We start from the raw sequence: 19,433 nt of genomic DNA on the forward strand, positions 1-19,433 counted from the left end.
CGGGTGACCTAACAGCCGAGTGGCCACCGAGCAGCCGAGTCCGTCGACGAGTAGCTGAGTGTGTCGACGAGCCGCCGGGTACGCCTACGAGACGGCACCTCCGACCGCCGCGAGCAGGTTGCCGTCCGGCACGACGAGTTTGGCCGCGCCGCCGGCCAGCTGAGCGGCCGCCCGCCGGGTGTTGAAGCCCGGCGCCTCGCGGACCGCGGCGGCGTACGTGGCGGCGGTCTGCGCCGCGATCGTCGCCCAGCCGTACCGCCGGGTCACCAGTTGCCGGGCCGACCGGGCCACCCGCCGGGCGAACAGCTCGTCGGAGAGCAGCGTGTGCACTGCCTGGGCCAGCCCGTGCGGATCCTGCGGCCGGAACGTCGTACCGGTCACGCCGGGTTCGACGATCTCGGCGAGCCCGCCGGTGGCCGACACCGCCAGTGGCGCGCCGGCCGCCGCCGCCTCCAACGCCACCATGCCGAACGGCTCGTAGAGGCTCGGCACCACGGTCGCGTCGGTGGCGCCCAGCACCGCCGGCAGCTGCGACTCGGTCATGAACCCGGCGAAATAGATCAGATCGGCGACGCCGAGCCGCGCGGCCTGCGCCTGCAGCTCACCCCGGTACGGCCCGTCACCGGCGACGATCACCCGCAGCCCGGGATGGCGCTGGCGCAGCCAGGGCAGCGCCGCGATCAGGTGCTGGACGCCCTTTTCGTAGACCAGCCGGCCGGCGAAACCGATCAGTGGCCCATCGGCGGCGTACCGCTCCCGGGCCGCCGCCACCGCCCGCGTCGACGAGCGCCACACCCGGTCGTTCACCCCGTTGGCGATCACGTCCACCCGCGACGCCGGCAGCTCCAGCAAGTGGCTGACCTCCCAGCGCATGTAGCCGGAGCAGGCGATCACCCGGCACGACTCGTGGCCGAGCCAGTGTTCGATGGAGTGGATGGACTTGTTCATCTCGTCGGGGAGCCAGCCCTGGTGGCGGCCGGCCTCGGTGGCGTGGATGGTGGCGACGAGGGGGATGTCGAGGTGTTCCTTGAGGGTGACGGCGGTGTGGGTGACGAGCCAGTCGTGGGCGTGGATGACGTCGTATTCGGCGGTCTGGGTGGCGCGGAGTGCGGCGCGGGTGAGGGTGTGGTTGAAGGCCATGGTCCAGGCGAGGAGGCTGGGGGTGGCCAGGGGGAACAGGGGTGGGTCCTCGGCGGCGCGGATGATGCGGACGCCGTCGGCGTATTCCTCGAGGGGGGCGCCGGTGGCGTGGCGGGTGACGACGGTGACCTCGTGGCCGGCGTTGGCCAGGGCGACGGAGAGGGCGTGCACGTGCCGGCCCAGTCCGCCCACCACGACAGGTGGGTACTCCCAGGACAGCATCAGAATCCGCTGCGATCGTGGTGCGCGGATGTCGATCACGTCGGCGGCAGGTGACATCGACAGACCCCCCTCAATTCAAATCGGCGCGGACATGCGCGACCAGACACCTATTGCGGGTGCTGACGCGTCTTTGGGTTGCCGACGATACTGCCGGCAACGGGATAACCAGGGAAGACATTCGCGTTGCGCTGATGTAACAGGAACTGATCAGACTTGTCGGACCCGCAGTAGTTCGGCTACCGACCACGCCTGGAACGGGCAGCCGGTGGCGCCGTGTGGCGGATCCCCGTCGGCCGTTTCGCTGACCGAGCCGAGCCCGTACTCGCTCAGGTGGGCGGTCAGCCCGAGGAACACGTCGGAGACGTCCAGACCGGACCGCCGGGCCGCCGACACGTACGGGCCGATCAGCCACGGCCATACCGTGCCCTGGTGGTAGGCACCGTCACGGCGGGCAGGACCGCCCCGGTGCTGCCCGAGGTAGCCGGCTGAGTCCGGCGCCAGGCTGCGCAGACCCAGCGGGGTCAGCAGCGCAGCGCCGATCGCCCGCAGCGGTGCCGGGTCCGGCTCCAACGGGGCGTACGGCAGCGACCAGGCGAGCAGCTGGTTCGGGCGCAGCGCGTCGTCGTCTGCGTGCGGATCCCCGCCCAGCGGGTACTGCGCCGGGGTGTCCAGCACGTCGTAGAGCCAGCCCGACGGGGCCGGGTAGCGGGCCCGGAACGACTCCTGCGCCTTCGGGTACAGGCTCGCCGCCGCCCCCGGGTCGCCGTCCACCAGCTGCGCCAGTTCGCTCACCGCCGCCAGCCCGTTGACCCACAGGGCGTTCACCTCGACCGGCTTGCCTTCCCGGGAGGTGATCGGCACCCCGTACACCCGGGCGTCCATCCAGGTCAGAGCCTCGCCGCCGGTGCCGCCGGTGAGCAGCCCGTCGGCCTCGTCGACCCGGATGCCGAACCGGGTGCCGCGCAGGTGCGCGGCGACCACCTCGCGCAGCGCCGGCAGCAGCTCGGCCGCCAGGTCGATGTCGCTGGTCGCGGTGACGTGCCGGTCCACCGCGTGCAGAAACCACAGGGTGCCGTCGACGGTGTTGTACTCCACGTGCCCGGTGTCGGCGGTGTTCGCCAGCATCCCCTCGGACAGCGTCGCCGCGTAGCCGCGCAGCAGCTCACGTCCCTCGTCGGCCCGCCCGGTCGCCAGGAACAGGCCCTCGTACGAGGTCATCGTGTCCCGCGACCACGCCCCGAACCACGGGTAGCCGGCCACCACGTCCGGCCCGGTGCCGGTGCGCACCACGAACGCGTCGGCGGCCAGGGCCAGGGTGGCACCGACGGCGTCGGCGGGTTTCGCGGCCGCCACCACCGCCCGGTTCCGGGCCCGGGCGGCGGCGACGATCTCGGCCGCTGGTGCCGGGGACTGCTCCAGCTGCTCCGCCCACGCGGTCACCTCGGCCACCGCGCCGGGACCGTCGAGGGTGGCGGTGAAGCTGCCCGCGTACCACAGGTCCTCCTCGGCCCGCAGCCCGCGCGTCGCCTCCTCACGGTGGTACACGCCGTCCCACCAGGTTCCCGCCGGCACCCAGTCCGGTCCGTGTAGCCGGAACGCGCCCTCGACCACCGTCCCGCCGTCGACGTTGTCCATCCTCGGCGGGGGAGCCTGCCCGTCCCGTTCGCCGTGCGCGTCCCGCCAGGTGGTCACCGCAGCCAGGGTGAGGGTGACCGGTCCGCCGCTGACCAGCCGGTGGGTGACCGCCACGCACGGCGAGCCGTGCGTCATCGCGATCTCCCGTTCGATCACCACGTCGCCGATCCGCCACCGCCAGCGCGGCACCCCGTCGGTCAGGTCGAACCGCTCCAGCAGGGTGTGACCGGGCGGGTCGACCACGCCGGACGACCATTCGTGTACGCCGAGGCGGACCTGCGCGCCGGACGGCAGGGTGACCGCCGGGTCGAGGCTGACCAGTCCGATCCGCCGGGCCGCCGGGGTGGTGCCGGCGACCACCAGCAGGCCGTGGTAACGCCGGGTGCGCAGGCCACTGACCGTGCCCATCGCGTAGCCGCCCCGGCCGTCGGTGACCAGCCACTCCCGGCTGGCTCCGGCGGCCAGGTCGCCGCAGACCTGCGGGCCGAAGCTGATGTCGAGCAATGTTCCTCCATGGCTGGTCGACCGGCGCGAGCGGGCTGCGGGCCGGTGGCGGGACAGGGCTGGGGCGGTGGTACGGCGGGCGTGCTGGGCGGTCGGGCCGGCGAAACGGCGCTGGTGTGCCGGCAAGGTGACGGTCCGACAAGTGCCGGAAACACGTCCCAGGAAGAATGACCGACATGGTCAACTCCAGGCGGACGTATCGTGATCCGGAGCGCACCCGATTGGCGGAAGCCGACGCGGGTGAGCAACCGTGGCGGGCATGGGGGCCCTACGTGTCAGAGCGGGCATGGGGAACGGTACGGGAGGACTACAGCGAGCACGGTACGGCGTGGGACTACTTTCCGCATGATCATGCCCGATCCCGGGCGTACCGCTGGAACGAGGATGGCATGGCCGGCGTCTGTGACGACCGGCAGACGTTCTGCTTCGGCCTGGCGCTGTGGAACGGCGAGGACCCGATCCTCAAGGAGCGTATGTTCGGCCTGGGTGGCGACGGCGGCAACCACGGCGAGGACGCGAAGGACTACTGGTGGTACGAGGATTCCACGCCCACCCACTCCTGGATGCGTTGGCGCTACCACTATCCGCAGGCCGCCTTTCCGTACGACGATCTCGTCGCGGTCAACGGTATGCGCGGCCGCGACGAGACCGAGTATGAACTGGTCGACACCGGCATCTTCGACGACGACCGGTACTGGGCGGTAACCGTCGACTACGCCAAGGCGGGGCCGACCGACATGTGCATCGAGATCACCGTGGCCAACCGGGGCGACGCCGATGCCCGACTGCACGTCCTGCCCAGCCTGTGGTTCCGCAACACCTGGGGGTGGGGGCTGCCCGGCCGCGACCAGATCCCGGTGCTCACCGGCGACGGCGACCGCCTGGTCGGCCACCACTGGGTGCTCGGGCAGCTGGTGCTGCAGGGCGACGGCGACCCCACCCCGCTGCTGTGCGACAACGACAGCAACGCCGAGCGGCTCTGGGGCCAGCCGTCGCGTACCCCGTACCCGAAGGACGGCATCAACGACCACGTCGTCGACGGCGCCGACACGGTCAACCCGGAGCTGACCGGCACCAAGGGCGCACTGCACTACGTCCTCGACGTGCCGGCCGGCGGCGAGGACCGGATCCGGCTGCGGCTGACGTTGACCGCGCCGCCGCCGGGCAACAACCCGCCGCCCCGGCTCAACCTCGGTGCCGGGCACGCCGCGACGCTGGCCGCCCGGCACGCCGAGGCGGACCGCTACTACGACACCGTCATTCCGGCCGCCGCCACTGACGACGAACGTCTCGTCGCCCGCCGGGCATTCGCCGGTGTGCTCTGGGGCAAGCAGTTCTACCACTTCGACGTCGCCCAGTGGCTGGCCGGCGACCCGGCCAGCCCGCCGCCGCCGGACGGGCGCGGCCACGGCCGCAACGCCGCCTGGTGGCACATGAACAGCTTCGACGTCATCTCCATGCCGGACCCCTGGGAGTATCCCTGGTACGCCGCCTGGGATCTGGCGTTCCACTGCTCGACGCTGGCCCGGGTCGACCCGCAGTTCGCCAAGGACCAACTGCTGTTGCTGCTGCGCGAGTGGTACATGCACCCCAACGGGCAGATCCCGGCGTACGAGTGGGCTTTTGCCGACGTCAACCCACCGGTGCACGCCTGGGCGGCGCTGCGGGTGTTCGACATCGACGGCCGGCGCGACTTCGAGTTCCTCGCCCGGATCATGCACAAGCTGCTGCTCAACTTCACCTGGTGGGTCAACCGCAAGGACATCAACGGCAACAACGTCTTCGAGGGCGGCTTCCTCGGGCTGGACAACGTCGGGCCGTTCGACCGGTCCGCCGCGCTGCCGGTGGCCGGGGTGCTGGAGCAGTCCGACGGCACCGGCTGGATGGCGACGTACGCGCTGAACATGCTGGACATGGCGTTGACCCTGGCGGTGCACGACCACACCTACACCGACATCGCCACCAAGTTCCTGGAACACTTCGCCTACATCGCCGCCGCCGCGTACGACCAGGGGCTGTGGGACGAGGAGGACTCGTTCTTCTACGACCAGCTGCGGCTGCCCGACGGCGACACCCTGCCGCTGAAGGTACGGTCCGTGGTCGGCCTGCTGCCGCTGGCCGCCACCACCACGCTGCACTCCGGCACCCTGGCCCGGCTGCCGGAGCTGGCGGCCCGGCTGCGTTGGTTCCTGACCAACAAACCGGAGTACGCCGACGTGATCGGCGCCCGCCGGCTGGCCGGCGACGGCCGGCAGCACCGGCTGCTGTCGATGGTCGGCCCGGAGCAGATCGTGCGGATCCTCGCCCCGATGCTCGACGAGGAGGAGTTCCTCTCCCCGTACGGGCTGCGTACCCTGTCCCGGCGGCACCTCGACGAGCCGTTCACCGTCTCCCTCGGCGGACAGGACTTCACCGTCGGCTACGAGCCGGCCGAGTCGGCCAGCGGGCTGTTCGGCGGCAACTCCAACTGGCGGGGCCCGATCTGGATGCCCACCAACTACCTGCTGGTCTGCGCGTTGCGCGACTTCGCCACCTTTTTCGGCGACGACCTGCTGATCGAGTACCCGACCCGGTCCGGCTCCAAGCGCACCCTCAACGCGATCGCCGACGACCTGTCGCACCGGCTGATCTCGCTGTTCCTGCGCGACGGGTACGGCCGGCGGCCGATCTACGGCGCCGCCGAGACGTTCCAGCAGCACCCCGACTGGCGGGACCTGATCGCCTTCCCGGAGTACTTCCACGGCGACAACGGCGCCGGCCTGGGCGCCTGGCACCAGACCGGCTGGACGGCGCTGGTCGCCGACCTGATCCTGACGGTGCGGGCCGATCGGGGGGCTCAGCCGGGCTGAACCCGCCGGTGGGCGTACCCGGGTGCGTGCTCGGGACGCGGTCCGATGCCGATCAGGTAGGCGGGCAGTAGCGACGCCGGTGGGAACCGGCGCATCAGGGCCAGCAGCGGTGCCGGAGGGCCGCCCCGTCGACCCTCCAGGATCGGCCGCACCACGGTGCGGTGCATCACCTGCTGCAGGGTCTGCACCACGACGGTCGGCAGGGCCCGGCGGGCCCGTACCGTGGCCAGCTCCGCCGGGGTGATCCGGCCCCGGCGCAGCGGCCCGGCCAGCCGGGTCGCCGCCGCGACGGCGTCGGCGACGGCGAGGTTGATCCCGACCCCGCCCACCGGGCTCATGGCGTGGGCGGCGTCACCGATGCAGAGCAGGCCGTCGCGGTGCCAGCGGCGTAGCCGGTTCACCCGTACGTCCAGATGTTTGACGTCGTCCATGCTGGTCAGCGCGTCGAGCCGGTCGGCGAGCCGGGGCGCGACGGTGGCCACCTGACGCTGGAACGCCGCCAGCCCGCGGCTGCGCAGCTCGGCGTCGGTCCCCTTGCGGGCGATATAGGCGACCTGCAGGTGGCTCTCCCGGGGGAACACCACGACCATCGCGCCGTGGCCGGCGGCCGGTACCAGGCCCGACAGGTCGTCGGTGTCCCGCTGGGGCAGCCGGAACCACCAGACGTCGATCGGCACCGGAAACTCGCGGGGCCGCAGCCCGGCCGCCCGCCGTAGGGTCGACCAGCGTCCGTCGCAGGCCACGGTCAGCGCGGCCCGGATCTCGCCGGTCGCGCCGTCCGTGGTCCGGTAGCGCACCCCGGCGACCCGGTTACCGTCGTGCAGCAGGCCGGTCACCTCGGTCCCCATCCGCAGGGTGAAGGTCGGCTCGGCCGACGCCGCCCTGGCCAGCAGGTTGAGCAGGTCCCACTGCGGCACCATCGCGATGTACGGGTGCGGGGTGTGCAACCGGCGTAGATCTCCGATGACGATCCGCCGGCCGTCGCCGGTTGGAAAGGCGACCTCGTGGATCCGGCTCTGTGGCAGGGCGGCGAACTCGTCGCCGAGGCCGAGCTCGTCGAGCAGCCGCAACGTCGACGGGTGCACGGTGTCGCCGCGGAAGTCCCGCAGGAAGTCCTCGTGCTTCTCGCAGACGACGACCCGTACCCCGGCTCGGGCCAGCAGCAGGCCGAGCATCATGCCGGCCGGTCCACCACCGGAGACCACACAGTCGGCGGTGTCAGTGTCCAACGCGACCACCTCCATCGATTTCATCAGGCGTTGAATAAATCGACGATAGCGCGACCACGGCAATCCGTCCGACTCATCGGACCGGGTGTGGGCAACGACACCGATCGACTGAACGCGGGCGGGTCAGCCGACGAGCAGCGGCAGCAGAGTGAGCGAATTGACCGCACCGTGCACGGCGACGATCGCCCACACGTTGCGGTACCTCGACCACAGGTAGCCGAGGAACAGGCCGAGACCGCCGTTGAACATCAGCACCACCGCGACCGTGTCGGCCAGCGGGCCGGTGCCGACCCGATGGGTGTGCATCGCCGCGTACAGCAGCGCGGTCGCGGTGATCGCCGGCCAGCGGCCGAGCAGCGCCTCCAACCGCGTCTGCAGCAGCAGCCGGTAGAAGACCTCCTCCAGCACACTCGCGGTCAGGAAGGTCAGCAGCATTGCCGCGAGCAGGACCATCGGGTCGTACGCCCGGTAGCCGGACAGGTCGGACGGTCCGGCCAGCGGGCTGTGGTACGCCAACCAGGCCCAGCCGACGACCGCCGGCACTGGGCCCAGCCAGTACCAGCGCCCCGGGAGCGCCCGTCGATGCTCCCGACCGCCGGGCGGTGCTGCCGGCCAGGTCCGCAGCACCCACCATGCGCCGCCGAGCAGCAGTGCGACCTTCACCGGGCCGTACCAGACGCTTCCCGGCCCGAGGGGCAACGCCAGCGTGGCGAACGCCACCGCGACCGCGCCCAGGCCGACCACCTGCCGGGTGAGGGCCGCCCGCGCGTCGGCAACCGCCGGGCGCAACACCGGCAGTCGCGGCGGCACCAGCCTGGCCAGCAGCATCCCGGCGACCAACGGCACCACCACCGCGGCGACCGTCACCGGGGACGCCTCGACGTCCGCCGAGGTCGTCAATTCGCTACGCTCGGTGGCGAGTAGCCACAGCGGTGCGCCGCCGATCATCGTCAGGCCGAACCCGGTCAACAGCCGGTCCGGTGCGACGACGCGTGACGGCATGGCGCCGAGGGTAGCCAGCGGTCGCATCCCGACGTATGCGCGTACCGCCTCGAGATGGCACTGTCGCTGCCCTGGCCGACCGCACGGGTAGGGTGGCGGGCATGGCTGTCACCTCAGAGATGGTGCCGTTGGGCACCCCCGCGCCCGACTTCGCGCTGGCGGACGTCTCCGGTCACGTGGTCCGCCGCGACGACTTCGCCGACGCCCCGGCGCTGCTCGTCGCCTTTGTCTGCAACCACTGTCCCTACGTGAAGCATGTCGAGGTCGGACTCGCCAAGGTGCTCGCCGAGTTCCCGAACCTGGCAGTCGTCGGCATCTGCACCAACGACGTCGACGCCTACCCCGATGACGCCCCCGCGCAACTCGCCGCGCAGGCCCAGCGGGCCGGCTGGACGTTCCCGTACCTCGTCGACGCCACCCAGCAGATCGGGCGCGCCTACCAGGCGGTGTGCACACCGGACTTCTTCCTGTACGGCGCCGACCGCACCCTGGCCTACCGGGGCGCGTTCGACGACTCCACCCCGGGCAATGGCAAGCCGGTCACCGGGGCGGCGCTGCGGGCCGCGATCGAACTGGTGCTGGCCGGGCAGCCGGTACCCGAGCCGCACCAGCCCAGCATGGGCTGCTCGATCAAGTGGCGATCCTGACCGGACCGTCGGTGCGGGCGGCTTCCGGCCCCTGGTAAACCCCGATCGGCGGCCGCGCGTCAGTCCGGTATGACCCATCTGCGCGTACCGCTGATCCTCAGCCTCGCCGCACTGCTGGCCGCCGCCGGCTGCACCGCGGCCGACCCGACGGGAGCCGGCGTCGGCCAGCGGGAGTCACCCGTGGTGGTGGACCCAGGCTGGAGCGGACCGGGGGGACCGGACGGAACCAACGGCCCCGGCCCGGGCGAGCGCCGGGTGCGGTACGGCTGGTCGGTGCCGTCGCAGACCGTCGTGATCCGCAACGGCGTCCATCCGCCGGTCGCACCCCGGCCGGCTCCGCCGCTGCCGTACCTGGTGGAGGTCGAAGCCACCGACCACGCCGACGCCGACCCGGCGTACAGCCGGATCTCGTTCGTGTTCCGGTCCGGATTTCCGTCCTACGAGGTCGGTTACCAGCCACGGATCGTCTTCGACGGCACGGGTGAGCCGGTCGACCTGCCCGGCGACTGCTTTCTGCAGATTCGGTTCGTCACCGCGCAGGCACACGACGCGTACGGCCGGACGTCGGTCCGCCGATCGCCCGGCACCCAGCTGCGGCTGGGCAGCCTGCGTGGCTACGGGTTCGCCGGCGACTACGAGGGCCGGGTCACCTACGGTCTGGGTCTCGACCCGGCCGACGGGCCCGACCAGCCGCCGCCGGTACGGGTCGCCGAGGTCGGCCTCGACGGCCGGTTCATCGTCGCCGTCGACGTCGGGTACTGACCGCTGACCGCTGACCGCTTCCGGCTGGGGCTGTCACGGGGCCGCTGCGGGTTGAGGCTGTCGCGGGGCCGCTGCGGCTGGGGCCGTCGTACGGACCGTGACCCGGTCCGGCAGGATGTGGCCCGGCGGGTACGGGTACCGCCCGGAGCGGACCGACCGGGCGGACGGGACAGACAGGAGAGACGGTGTCTGACGCGGTGGTGGTCGGAGCCGGCATCATCGGGCTCAGCTGTGCCGTCCGGCTGCAGCAACGGGGACTACGGGTGACCGTGGTCACCGCCCACCCCGTCGAGCAGACCGTGTCGGCGGTGGCCGCCGCGGTCTGGTACCCGACCCGGACCGACGGCACGTCCCGGGTGCTCGACTGGGCCCGTCGCACCTTCGACGAACTGGCCGACCAGGCCCGGCAGCCGGTCCCGGGGGTGGTGATGCGACCGACCCGGATGCTGCTGCGTACCCCGGTCGACGATCCACCGTGGTGGGCGGCGGCCGTTCCCGACCTGCGTTACTGCCCGGTCACCCCGGTGGTGCCGGCCACCGGCGCCGGTCCGGCCGGTGAGGTGGTTGCCGAGTGGCGGTGCACGGTGCCCACCGTGGAGATGCGACCGTACCTGGACTGGCTCACCCGACGGTTCGTCTCCGCTGGCGGCGTCCTGCGCCAGCGTGACCTGTGCAATCTGGCCGAGGCGGGCCAGCTGGCGCCGGTGGTGGTGAACGCCACCGGCCTGGCCGCCGGTCGGTTGGCCGCCGATCCGGCGGTACATCCGATCCGCGGCCAGGTGGTGCTGGTGGCCAATCCAGGCATCGCCACCTCGGTACGCGACGAAGACCACCCCGACGGCGCCACGTACGTGCACCCCCGGCGACGCGACGTCGTGCTCGGCGGCACCTTCGAGCCAGGCGTCGACGGCGAACTGCCCGACCCGGCGACGAGCCGGGCGATCCGGGCCCGCTGCGCCGCACTCGTTCCCGAGCTGGCCGGTGCGGCGGTCCTTGCCCAGCGGGTCGGCCTGCGGCCTGGGCGGCACGGCGGTGCCCGGGTGGAGGCCGATCCCGCGCCGCCCGCCGGGGTCACGCAGCTGATTCACTGCTACGGCCACGGCGGTGCCGGCGTGACGCTGAGCTGGGGCTGCGCCGACGAGGTGGCGTCGCTCGCGGTCGAGCCTGCGTGACGGCGCCGGGCCGCCTTCAGCCGTCGGGCTGGTCGAGCGCGGTGACCGTCACCTGGTACGACGGCTCGTCGGCGTACTCCTCGCGGTAGCAGATCCGCTGGATCTGCCGGTCGGTGACAAACAGCGCCACGTCGACGAGGACGCCGAGGTGGGCGACGGTGCCGGCCGGTTCGTGGCGCTTGTCCTGCAGTACGTCGCCGATGCCGCCGAGGAAGTTCGTCGCGTAGCCGAACTGGTGCCCGCTCGGACGACGTACCACGACCTCCAGCGCAACCGGATCGGCCAGCGGCGTCCAGCCGCTGCGCTGCGCCGCGTCGCACGCTGCGGTCAGCAGGGTACGGACCCGCGCCGCCTGCCGATTACCGGCGGTGAAGATGGACAGTGTCTGATTCTTCAGTGGTGGCAGGCCCGGGACATCGAACGCCAACGCGAGCGCCTGACGGTCACGCATCAGGACCTCCTCAAAGATCGACGGCGGGGTGCGCCGGACGGTCGGCGGGCGTACCGGCGGGAAGAGCGGGTCGGCGGCGGCGACCGAGTCGTAACGAAAACTACCTACCCTGTTCACGCGTCGCCCAGGGTCCGTTCGTTCACGATCCCGGATCCAGCGTTGTGAACGGACCGGCTGCGCGGGCGCCGCGCTCCCGGCACCGGACGGATCGGCGGGCACCGTCCGGGCCGATGCCGGCACCGGTGTTTGCCGGCGCAACGAACGGGTAGCGCGGTACCGGGGGCAGACCCGAGCCGAAGGAGCTATCGATGGACGACCCGATCAACCTGTCGGTGATCTACTACAGCGCCACGGGGACCACGTACCAGATGGCGCAGGCCGCCGTGGAGGCTGCGGAGAAGGCCGGGGCGCAGGTGCGGCTGCGCAAGGCCCGCGAGCTCGCCCCCGAGGAGGCGATCCGGTCCAACTCCGGCTGGCACGCGCACCGGTTGGAAGCCGAGGACGTGATGGAGGCCGAGATCGACGATCTGGCCTGGTCGGACGCGGTCATCTTCGGCACCCCGACCCGGTACGGGGTGATGGCCGCGCAGCTGAAGCAGTTCATCGACGGCAGCGGGCCGCTGTGGGCCAAGGGGGTCCTGGTCAACAAGGTGTTCTCCGGGTTCTGCTCGACCGCCACCGCGCACGGCGGACAGGAGGCGACGCTGTTGTCGCTGTACAACGTCGTCTACCACTGGGGCGGCATCGTGGTCACCCCCGGCTACGTGGAGCCGAGCCAGTTCGTCGGCGGCAATCCGTACGGCGCCTCCCACACCAGCAACAACGGCGAGATCCCGCCGGACGAGGCGGCGCTGACCGCGACCGCCCTGACCGCCCGGCGGGTGGTCGACATCGCCGCGGCGGTCAAACGCGGTCTGGCCGCCGGTTGACCGCGACCAGATCGACCAGCAGGTCCCGCAGTACGTCCAAGCCGTCCGGGCTGAGTACCGACTCGGGATGGAACTGCACCCCGGCGAAACGCGGGCCGACCAGCGCGTGCACCGCGCCGTCGGTCTCGTCCCGGCACAGCCGGACCTGCCCGTACGGAGTGGGCAGGCTCGCGGTGGCGCTGCTGGCGGTGAAACTTGAGTAGAAGCCGACCCGGCGCGGGACACCGAGAAGGTCGATCTCCCGCTGCAGTCCCTGGCTGGGCAGTGGCCGCCGGGTCACCGCCAGGCCGAGCCGGTCGGCAAGCACCTGGTGGCCCAGACAGATGCCGAGCAGCGGCTGCCCACGGTGCAGCGCGGCCTCCACGACCCGGCGCAGCACCGCCATCCGGGGCTGCGCCGGATCGGTCGGGTCACCCGGGCCGGGCCCGGCGACCAGGACGTCCGCGGTTGCCAGGTCTACCGTCGCGATCCGGTCCCAGCGGACCTGCCGGACCGCCGCGCCGAGCGCCCGCAGCAGGTGGGCGAGCATGCCGGTGAAGCTGTCCTCGGCGTCCAGGACCAACACGTCCAGATCGGTCAACCGGGACTCGGCCACCGCACCGGAAACCCGCTGCTCCAGCCAGAAGCGGGCCAGCCGGTCGTTGCGGGCGGCCAACGCGCGTACCACGGTGGGGTGTTCGGGGTGGGCGAGCGCGGCGGCGACGCCGGTGCCGGCAGTCCCGGCCGGCAGCCCGATTCCGCAGGTCACGGCCCGGTCGGCCGCCGGCCGGTCCGAAGGCGCCGCCGGTGCGGAGTCCGGACCGGAGAAGGGCGTGGAGGCCGGACCGGAGGCGAGCCCGAGCGACGCGAGGACCGCCGACGCCTTCGCGTGCGTCTCGGCCACCTCACCGGACGGTGTGGAGTGACGCACCAGGGTCGCGCCGACCGGCACGCGGATCTCCCCGGTCAGATCGATCTCGGCGGCCCGGATCAGGATCGGGGCGTCGAGTGTCTGCGCGCCGGCCAGGTCGTGGCCGAGCAGTGCGAGCACCCCGGCGTAGTAGCGGCGTCCACCGGGGCTGTACCGGGCGATCACCCGGCAGGCGCTCTCGATCGGGCTGCCGGTGACGGTCGGCGCGAACATCGTCTGCCGGAGCACCTCCCGCACGTCGTGGCAGTTGCGTCCGGCGAGCAGGTACTCGGTGTGGCTCAGCCGGGACATCCGCTTCAGGTAGGGGCCGATCACCTGGCCGCCGTGCTCGGCGACCGTCGCCATCATCTTGAGCTCCTCGTCGAGCACCATGTAGAGCTCCTCGACCTCTTTGGGATCGTCGAGGAACGACAGCACGGTGGCGAGATCCGGCTCACCCTGCGGATGCCGCAGGGTGCCGCTGATCGGGTTCATCATGGCCAGTCCGTCGCTCACGCTGACGTGGCGTTCCGGCGTCGCGCCGACCAGCACCCGCTCGCCGGTGTAGACCAGGAACGTCCAGTAGGCGCCGAGTTCGTCGCACAGCAGCCGGCGGAGCGCGCTCAGCCCGGCGACCAGCGCCGCCGAGCGGCCCATCCGGTCGGCGGCGGACCCGCCCGGTGCCACCAGCCGGGCCCGGTAGGTGCGGTGCAGTACGAAGTTGGCGCCGGCACCGTTGCCGATCTCGTCCCGCAGCACCCGGGCCACCAGGTCGGCGTACTCGTCGTCGGCGATGTCGAAGCCGCCGCCGTCGGTCGCCACCGGCGTGCCGGGCAGGTCGCGGACCGCCGCCGCGACCGGTACCTGACGGTAGGTCGACACCCGGATGCACTCCAGCGGAAGCCCGTCGTCGACGTGGGCGAACCCGCGTTCGGCGATCTGCCGGTACGGGACCACCGCCAGCGTCGCCGGCTGGTTCGTCGGTCCGGCCGGCAGCGGGATGTCCGCCAGCCGGTCGGCGCGGTGCGGTGTGCCACGGAGCAGTTCGATGACGTCGGCGCCGTCGCGCCGCAGCAGCGCGAACGGACCTGGGTCGACGCCGTCGTGCACGGCGCGCAGCAGGCTGGACAGGTGGTCGGTCATCGGGTCCCCTCGGGCTTCGGGCGGCCCGGCGAGGAACTGCCCGGGTGGGGTCCCGGTGGCCGCCTCGACGGGCGGCCGGATGGTTTCGCGCTAGACGCGCGGCGGGGCCGCCAGGTCGGCGGGCCACCAGCAGCGAGTGAGCGCGAGCATGGCGCCAGCATACCGGTCCGGGACCGTGGCTGGGTACGGTGATCGACGATGAGCATCCTCGCCCTCGATCTCGGCACCTCGTCGGTGCGCGGCCTGATCCTCGACAACGCGGCCGTGCCGCAGCAGGACGCGTTGGCCCGCCGCAAGGTGGCGTTGGCGGTCGACCGGGACGGCGCCGCCACCCTTGACCCGGCCGACTACCTGGCCGCTCTGATCGACTGCATCGACGAGCTCGACTCGGCCGGCCGGCTCGACGGTGTCGGCCTGGTCGCCTCGGCGGCCCAGTGGCACTCGGTGCTGCCGCTGGATCCCGCTGGTGCCCCGATCGGCCCGCTGATGACCTGGCTGGACACCCGACCGGCCACGTTGCCCGGTGCGGCCGCGCCGGCCGACGAAGCCGACTTCCACCAGCGCACCGGCACCTGGTGGCACCGCTTCTACTGGACGGTGCGACTACCGTGGCTGCGCCGCCACTGCGGCGGCCGGCCGGCGCGCTTCGTCGGCCTGCCGGAGTACGTGCTGGCCGGTCTGCTCGGGCATGCGCCGATGTCGGTGTCCCAGGCGTCCGGCACCGGCATGCTCGACCTGGTGACCATGCAGTGGGACCCCGAGGCCGTGCAGCTGGCCACGGTACGTCCTGGTGAGCTTCCGGAGCTGGCCCCGGCGGACTGGCGCGGGCAGCTGCGGGCCGAGTTCGCCCGGCGTTGGCCGGCGTTGGCCGGCGTGCCGTGGACCCCGACGATCGGCGACGGCGCCGCCTCCAACATCGGCTCCGGATGCCTGGACCCCAGCCGGGCTGCGGTCACGGTCGGCACCTCAGCTGCGGTACGGGTGGTCCAGTTGGCTGCGCCGGGCGTGCCGTTGCCGCCATTGCCGGCACAGCTGTGGCGCTATCGTGTCGACCACACCCGGATCGTCACCGGCCGGGCCTACTCCGCCGGCGGCAACCTCTACAGCTGGGCGAACCGGGAACTGCGCCTGCCGCAGGGAGCCGAGCTGAACCGGGCGCTGGATCTGATCGAGCCGGGTGAGGGCGTTCCTGCGGATCCCCGGTTCGGTGGCGACCGCCCGCCGGGCCGTGCCCCGGCCGGCTCCGGCGAGCTGCGCGGACTGGGGTTCGGCACCACAGCGGTCGACATCTTCGCCGGGCTGATGGAGGGCGTCTGCCGGCAGGTGGCAGGTGACCTGGACGAGATCGAATCGACGATGGACGGCCCCGTGACCGAGGTCGTTCTCGGCGGCGGCGCACTCTCCGCATCCGATTGGTGGCGCAGGGCGTTCGGTGCGGCACTCGCCCCGCGTCAGGTGCGCTATATGGCCGAGCCCGAGGTCGGTGCCACTGGGGCCACGCTGGTCGCTCTCGGCCGGTTCGACGGGCCGGGGCCGGCACGCGACATCGGCCGGACGGATGATGGTGAGTCGGCGGGTAAGCTACCCGCCAGTCAGCCACTGTATCCTTCGTGAGCCTTCCCGCAGGTCGCCGCATTGACAGCGGAACGTGGCCTGGTTGGATGGACCCCGCTCCTCGGCTTGGCCGGTGTCGGGGAAAACGGCGAGGAGGCGTGGTGGTTGCTCCCGGTGGCCCGTACGACAACGCGGTGCCGTACCCCCGCCGCCGCGTGACCAATGGTGACGGTGTGACGCCACACCGTCGTCGGCTCCGGCTGCGTCCACGGGACTGGCGGATGGGCGCGAAACTCGCCGCGGTGCTGGTCGTCCCGTCGGTGGCGTTCCTGGTGGTCGCCTCGGTGCAGACCGGCTCACTGGTCGGCCAGGCGACGGCACTCAACGAGTTCGCCCGGCAGGTCCAGATCGGCGAGCAGGTCACCGCGCTGGTACACGAGTTGCAGCAGGAACGCGACCGGACCGCCGGCGAACTCGCCGCCCGACAGAGCGGCACCGGGTACGACCCGGAGCGCAGCGTCGAGGCGCTGCAGCCGCACTACGACGCCGTCGACCGCCGGATCGCCGACTTCCTGGCCGCCGCCGGCCCACAGGCCGGCGGGGACGCGGCCTGGCAGACCGCCTACAGCCGGGTGCTCGAATCGCTGGACCAGCTGCCACCGCTGCGTGAGTCCATCTCCGGCGGCGCGGTCGGAGCCGACACCGTGTTCGGCAACTACACCCGGGCCATCGACACTCTGCTGGAGCTGCTCGCCGAACCGTCGCCGGGTCAGGACCGGCCGGAGCTGACCCAGGCGGTGCTGCGCAGCGTCCAGCTGGCCCGGGTGAAGGAGCTCGGCTCCCGGGTCCGGGCGCAGCTGTACGCCGCCGCCCGGGCCGGCCGGTACGGACCCGAGGACCAGGTCAGTCTGACCGACCTACGGGCGCAGCAACTGACCGCGCTCGCCGAGTTTCGGGTGACCGCGACCGGCAACCAGATCGCCCGGTACGGCCAGGCCGCCGCCGACCCCCGGTTCGTCGCCGCGGTGGACCTGGAGGAAACCACCATCGTCGGTGGCGCCGCCAGCCCGGCGGTGCTGGAACCGGACGCCTGGTGGGCCGCCAGCCAGGACCGCCACCAGCTGCTGCGTCAGGTCGAGTCGGGCGTGCTGGGCAGCGCGGTGAGCCTCGCCGATGCCCGCAGCGACCAGCAGCTGCAACGGACAGTGCTGGTCGCCGGGGCGGTGCTCGGGGTGCTGTTCATCGCGTTGTTCACCTCGGTGGCGATCGGGCGGTCGATCGCCCGATCGCTGCGGGTCCTGCGGAGCCAGGCGTTGCAGGTCGCCCAGCTCGACCTGCCGGACACCCTGCAACGGCTCCGTTCGGTGGAGTCCGGGGTCCCGCAGATCGAGATTCCTCCGGCGGCGGTACGCACCCGCGACGAGGTCGGTGAGGTCGCCGAGGCGTTCGTCGCGGTGCACCGTAGCGCGGTGACCGTCGCGGTGGAGCAGGCGGTGATGCGCCGCAACGTCAATGCGATGTTCGTCAACCTGGCCCGCCGCAGCCAGGTGCTGGTCGAACGGCAACTGGAGCTGCTCGACGAGCTGGAACGCGACGAGGGCGACCCGGACCAGCTGGACAACCTGTTCAAGCTCGACCACCTGGCTGCCCGGATGCGCCGCAACGACGAGAGCCTGTTGGTGCTGGCCGGGACCGAGGCTAGCCGGCGGTGGAGCCGTCCGGTGGCGCTGTCGGCGGTGACTCTGGCCGCCGCTGCCGAGATTGAGCAGTACCCGCGGATCCGCCACGACGTCGAGGACAAGCTGCACATCGTCGGGCACGCCGTCGGCGACCTGGTGCACCTGCTCGCAGAGCTGCTGGAGAACGCCACCGCCTTCTCCTCGCCGTACACCAACGTGCACGTCACCGGACACGAGTACGCGCCCCAGTCGGTTCTCATCGAGATCACCGACGAGGGGATGGGGATGTCCGCCGAGGCGATCGAGCAGGCCAACGCGACCCTGGCCGAACCGCCCGACGCCGACGTCGCCGCCTCCGAGCGGATGGGGCTGTTCGTCGTCAGCCACCTGGCCGCCCGGCTAGGGGTACGGGTGCAGTTGCGGCCGGCCGAACGGGGGCTGGTGGCCAACGTGTGGCTGCCCGGCACGGTGCTCGCGGCGCCGGACGAGGACTCGCCGTACGTCGCGTCGGTCGGCCGTAGCCCGACCGACTACCCGACCAGGGAGATGCGTGCCGTCGGCGCGGCGGTGCGGGCCAGCGCCGGTGACCCGGTGGCCGGCCGGCCACCGGCTGTGTTGGGTGGTCGTGGGCCGGCGTTCGCCCCGCCGGCCGCTCGTCCGTCGATCCCGGCGGACGAACCGGTTCCGGTGGTGCCTGCGCAACCAGCTGTGGTCGAGCAGCCGCGTGCGGTACCGGCGTTGCGTCAGATGACCGCGCTGCCGGCCGGACCGGCCGCCGGTGACCGGACCGTGGCGGTCCGGCGCGGCGGTCGCCGACCCACCCCGGCGCGGGCCGAGGCCATCCTCGCCTCCGCCGGTGGCGCCGCGGCCGGCGGCGCCGCGGCCGGCGGCGGCAGCGTCTGGTGGGAACGTCAACGTGGACCGGTCGCTCCGCTGCCACCCGCCCCAGCGCCGCCGGTGGTTCCGGTAACCGCCGGGACCAGCAGCAAGGGACTACCGGTACGGGTGCCGATGGCTTCGTTGCCCGTTCCCGCCGAATCTCCCGCAGCTCCCGTTCCGGCGCCGGTCGACGAGCCGGATCCGGATGCGGTCAGTAGCGTGCTGTCCCGCTTCTACGGCGGTGTGCGGCGGGCTGAGTCCGAGGACACCAGCGAGATGACCCTGGCGCCGGCCGGCCGCCGTGGTGAGGAGGAGCAAGAGTGAAGACTTTGAGCAAGGAGGCCCGCGACCTCAGCTGGTTGGTGAGCGCGTTCGCGGAGCGCGTGCCGGGTGTCGCGCATGCCATCGTGGTGTCTTCGGACGGTCTGCTGGTCGCGGTGTCGGAACATCTGCCCCGGGACCACGCCGACAAGCTATCGGCGGTGACCTCCGGGCTGATGAGCATCACCAGTGGTGCGGCCCAGATGTTCGACAACGACGTGGTGAAGCAGACCGTGGTCGAGATGGGCCGCGGCTACTTCCTGATCATGAATATCCGGGACGGTTCGATCCTCGCCACCCTCGCTGCTGGCGATGCGGACATCGGTGTGGTCGGCTATGAGATGGCGCGGTTGGCCAAGCAGGCCGGTGAGATGCTGACTCCGGCGCTGCGCGCCGAACTGCAGCAGGCGCTGCCGCGCTGAGCTC

At 72.2% G+C, this 19,433-nt stretch carries 14 protein-coding genes; 8 read left to right on the top strand and 6 right to left on the bottom strand.

Annotated elements, in window-relative coordinates; all coding sequences use genetic code 11:
• Positions 1-84: 84 nt before the first annotated feature.
• On the bottom strand, positions 85-1,419 hold the full coding sequence (locus tag O7543_RS02760) for a glycosyltransferase family 4 protein (RefSeq protein WP_281555336.1): 1,335 nt from the start codon (positions 1,417-1,419) through the stop codon (positions 85-87).
• Between the two features lie 150 nt (positions 1,420-1,569).
• Positions 1,570-3,501 carry an amylo-alpha-1,6-glucosidase gene (locus O7543_RS02765; RefSeq protein WP_281555335.1) on the bottom strand — a complete coding sequence of 644 codons (1,932 nt, stop codon included), beginning with the start codon at positions 3,499-3,501 and terminating at the stop codon, positions 1,570-1,572.
• A gap of 176 nt (positions 3,502-3,677) precedes the next feature.
• Here O7543_RS02765 and O7543_RS02770 point away from each other — a divergent pair, with 176 nt between their 5' ends.
• On the top strand, positions 3,678-6,350 hold the full coding sequence (locus O7543_RS02770) for a glucosidase (RefSeq protein WP_281555334.1): 2,673 nt from the start codon (positions 3,678-3,680) through the stop codon (positions 6,348-6,350).
• Here O7543_RS02770 and O7543_RS02775 read toward each other — a convergent pair.
• Both O7543_RS02775 and O7543_RS02780 read right to left on the bottom strand, forming a co-directional pair.
• Positions 6,338-7,603 (bottom strand): FAD-dependent oxidoreductase, encoded by a 1,266-nt coding sequence (locus O7543_RS02775; protein ID WP_281555333.1) that lies wholly within the window; start codon positions 7,601-7,603, stop codon positions 6,338-6,340. The genes O7543_RS02770 and O7543_RS02775 overlap by 13 nt on opposite strands.
• A 99-nt stretch (positions 7,604-7,702) precedes the next feature.
• Positions 7,703-8,581, bottom strand: coding sequence for a CPBP family intramembrane glutamic endopeptidase (locus O7543_RS02780; RefSeq protein WP_281555332.1), 879 nt, complete (start codon positions 8,579-8,581; stop codon positions 7,703-7,705).
• A gap of 101 nt (positions 8,582-8,682) precedes the next feature.
• Here O7543_RS02780 and O7543_RS02785 point away from each other — a divergent pair, with 101 nt between their 5' ends.
• The 3 genes from O7543_RS02785 (at position 8,683) to O7543_RS02795 (ending at position 11,162) form a co-directional block, all read left to right on the top strand.
• Positions 8,683-9,228, top strand: a complete 546-nt coding sequence (locus O7543_RS02785) for a thioredoxin family protein (RefSeq protein ID WP_281555331.1) — start codon at positions 8,683-8,685, stop codon at positions 9,226-9,228.
• A gap of 69 nt (positions 9,229-9,297) precedes the next feature.
• Positions 9,298-9,990 carry a hypothetical protein gene (locus tag O7543_RS02790; protein ID WP_281555330.1) on the top strand — a complete coding sequence of 231 codons (693 nt, stop codon included), beginning with the start codon at positions 9,298-9,300 and terminating at the stop codon, positions 9,988-9,990.
• Between the two features lie 185 nt (positions 9,991-10,175).
• Positions 10,176-11,162 carry an FAD-dependent oxidoreductase gene (locus tag O7543_RS02795; RefSeq protein ID WP_281555329.1) on the top strand — a complete coding sequence of 329 codons (987 nt, stop codon included), beginning with the start codon at positions 10,176-10,178 and terminating at the stop codon, positions 11,160-11,162.
• Between the two features lie 16 nt (positions 11,163-11,178).
• On the opposite strand, the gene O7543_RS02800 is transcribed toward O7543_RS02795, so the two are convergent.
• Positions 11,179-11,613 carry a hypothetical protein gene (locus tag O7543_RS02800; RefSeq protein WP_281555607.1) on the bottom strand — a complete coding sequence of 145 codons (435 nt, stop codon included), beginning with the start codon at positions 11,611-11,613 and terminating at the stop codon, positions 11,179-11,181.
• A gap of 308 nt (positions 11,614-11,921) precedes the next feature.
• On the opposite strand from O7543_RS02800, the gene wrbA reads away from it, so the two are divergent.
• On the top strand, positions 11,922-12,542 hold the full coding sequence (wrbA, locus tag O7543_RS02805) for an NAD(P)H:quinone oxidoreductase (RefSeq protein WP_281555328.1): 621 nt from the start codon (positions 11,922-11,924) through the stop codon (positions 12,540-12,542).
• On the opposite strand, the gene O7543_RS02810 is transcribed toward wrbA, so the two are convergent.
• A complete protein-coding gene (locus tag O7543_RS02810; RefSeq protein ID WP_281555327.1) occupies positions 12,517-14,574 on the bottom strand; it encodes an anthranilate synthase family protein in 2,058 nt (685 codons plus the stop codon). The genes wrbA and O7543_RS02810 overlap by 26 nt on opposite strands.
• A 198-nt stretch (positions 14,575-14,772) precedes the next feature.
• On the opposite strand from O7543_RS02810, the gene O7543_RS02815 reads away from it, so the two are divergent.
• The 3 genes from O7543_RS02815 (at position 14,773) to O7543_RS02825 (ending at position 19,429) form a co-directional block, all read left to right on the top strand.
• Entirely contained in the window at positions 14,773-16,188 is a 1,416-nt protein-coding gene (locus O7543_RS02815) for an FGGY family carbohydrate kinase (RefSeq protein ID WP_281555326.1), read from the top strand.
• A gap of 101 nt (positions 16,189-16,289) precedes the next feature.
• Positions 16,290-19,010 carry a nitrate- and nitrite sensing domain-containing protein gene (locus tag O7543_RS02820; protein ID WP_281555325.1) on the top strand — a complete coding sequence of 907 codons (2,721 nt, stop codon included), beginning with the start codon at positions 16,290-16,292 and terminating at the stop codon, positions 19,008-19,010.
• Between the two features lie 5 nt (positions 19,011-19,015).
• The gene (locus tag O7543_RS02825) at positions 19,016-19,429 is read left to right on the top strand and encodes a roadblock/LC7 domain-containing protein (protein ID WP_348650068.1); all 414 of its coding nucleotides are present in this window, start codon (positions 19,016-19,018) and stop codon (positions 19,427-19,429) included.
• Positions 19,430-19,433: the final 4 nt, after the last annotated feature.

This window comes from Solwaraspora sp. WMMA2080 (assembly GCF_027497395.1).
GTDB lineage: Bacteria > Actinomycetota > Actinomycetes > Mycobacteriales > Micromonosporaceae > Micromonospora_E.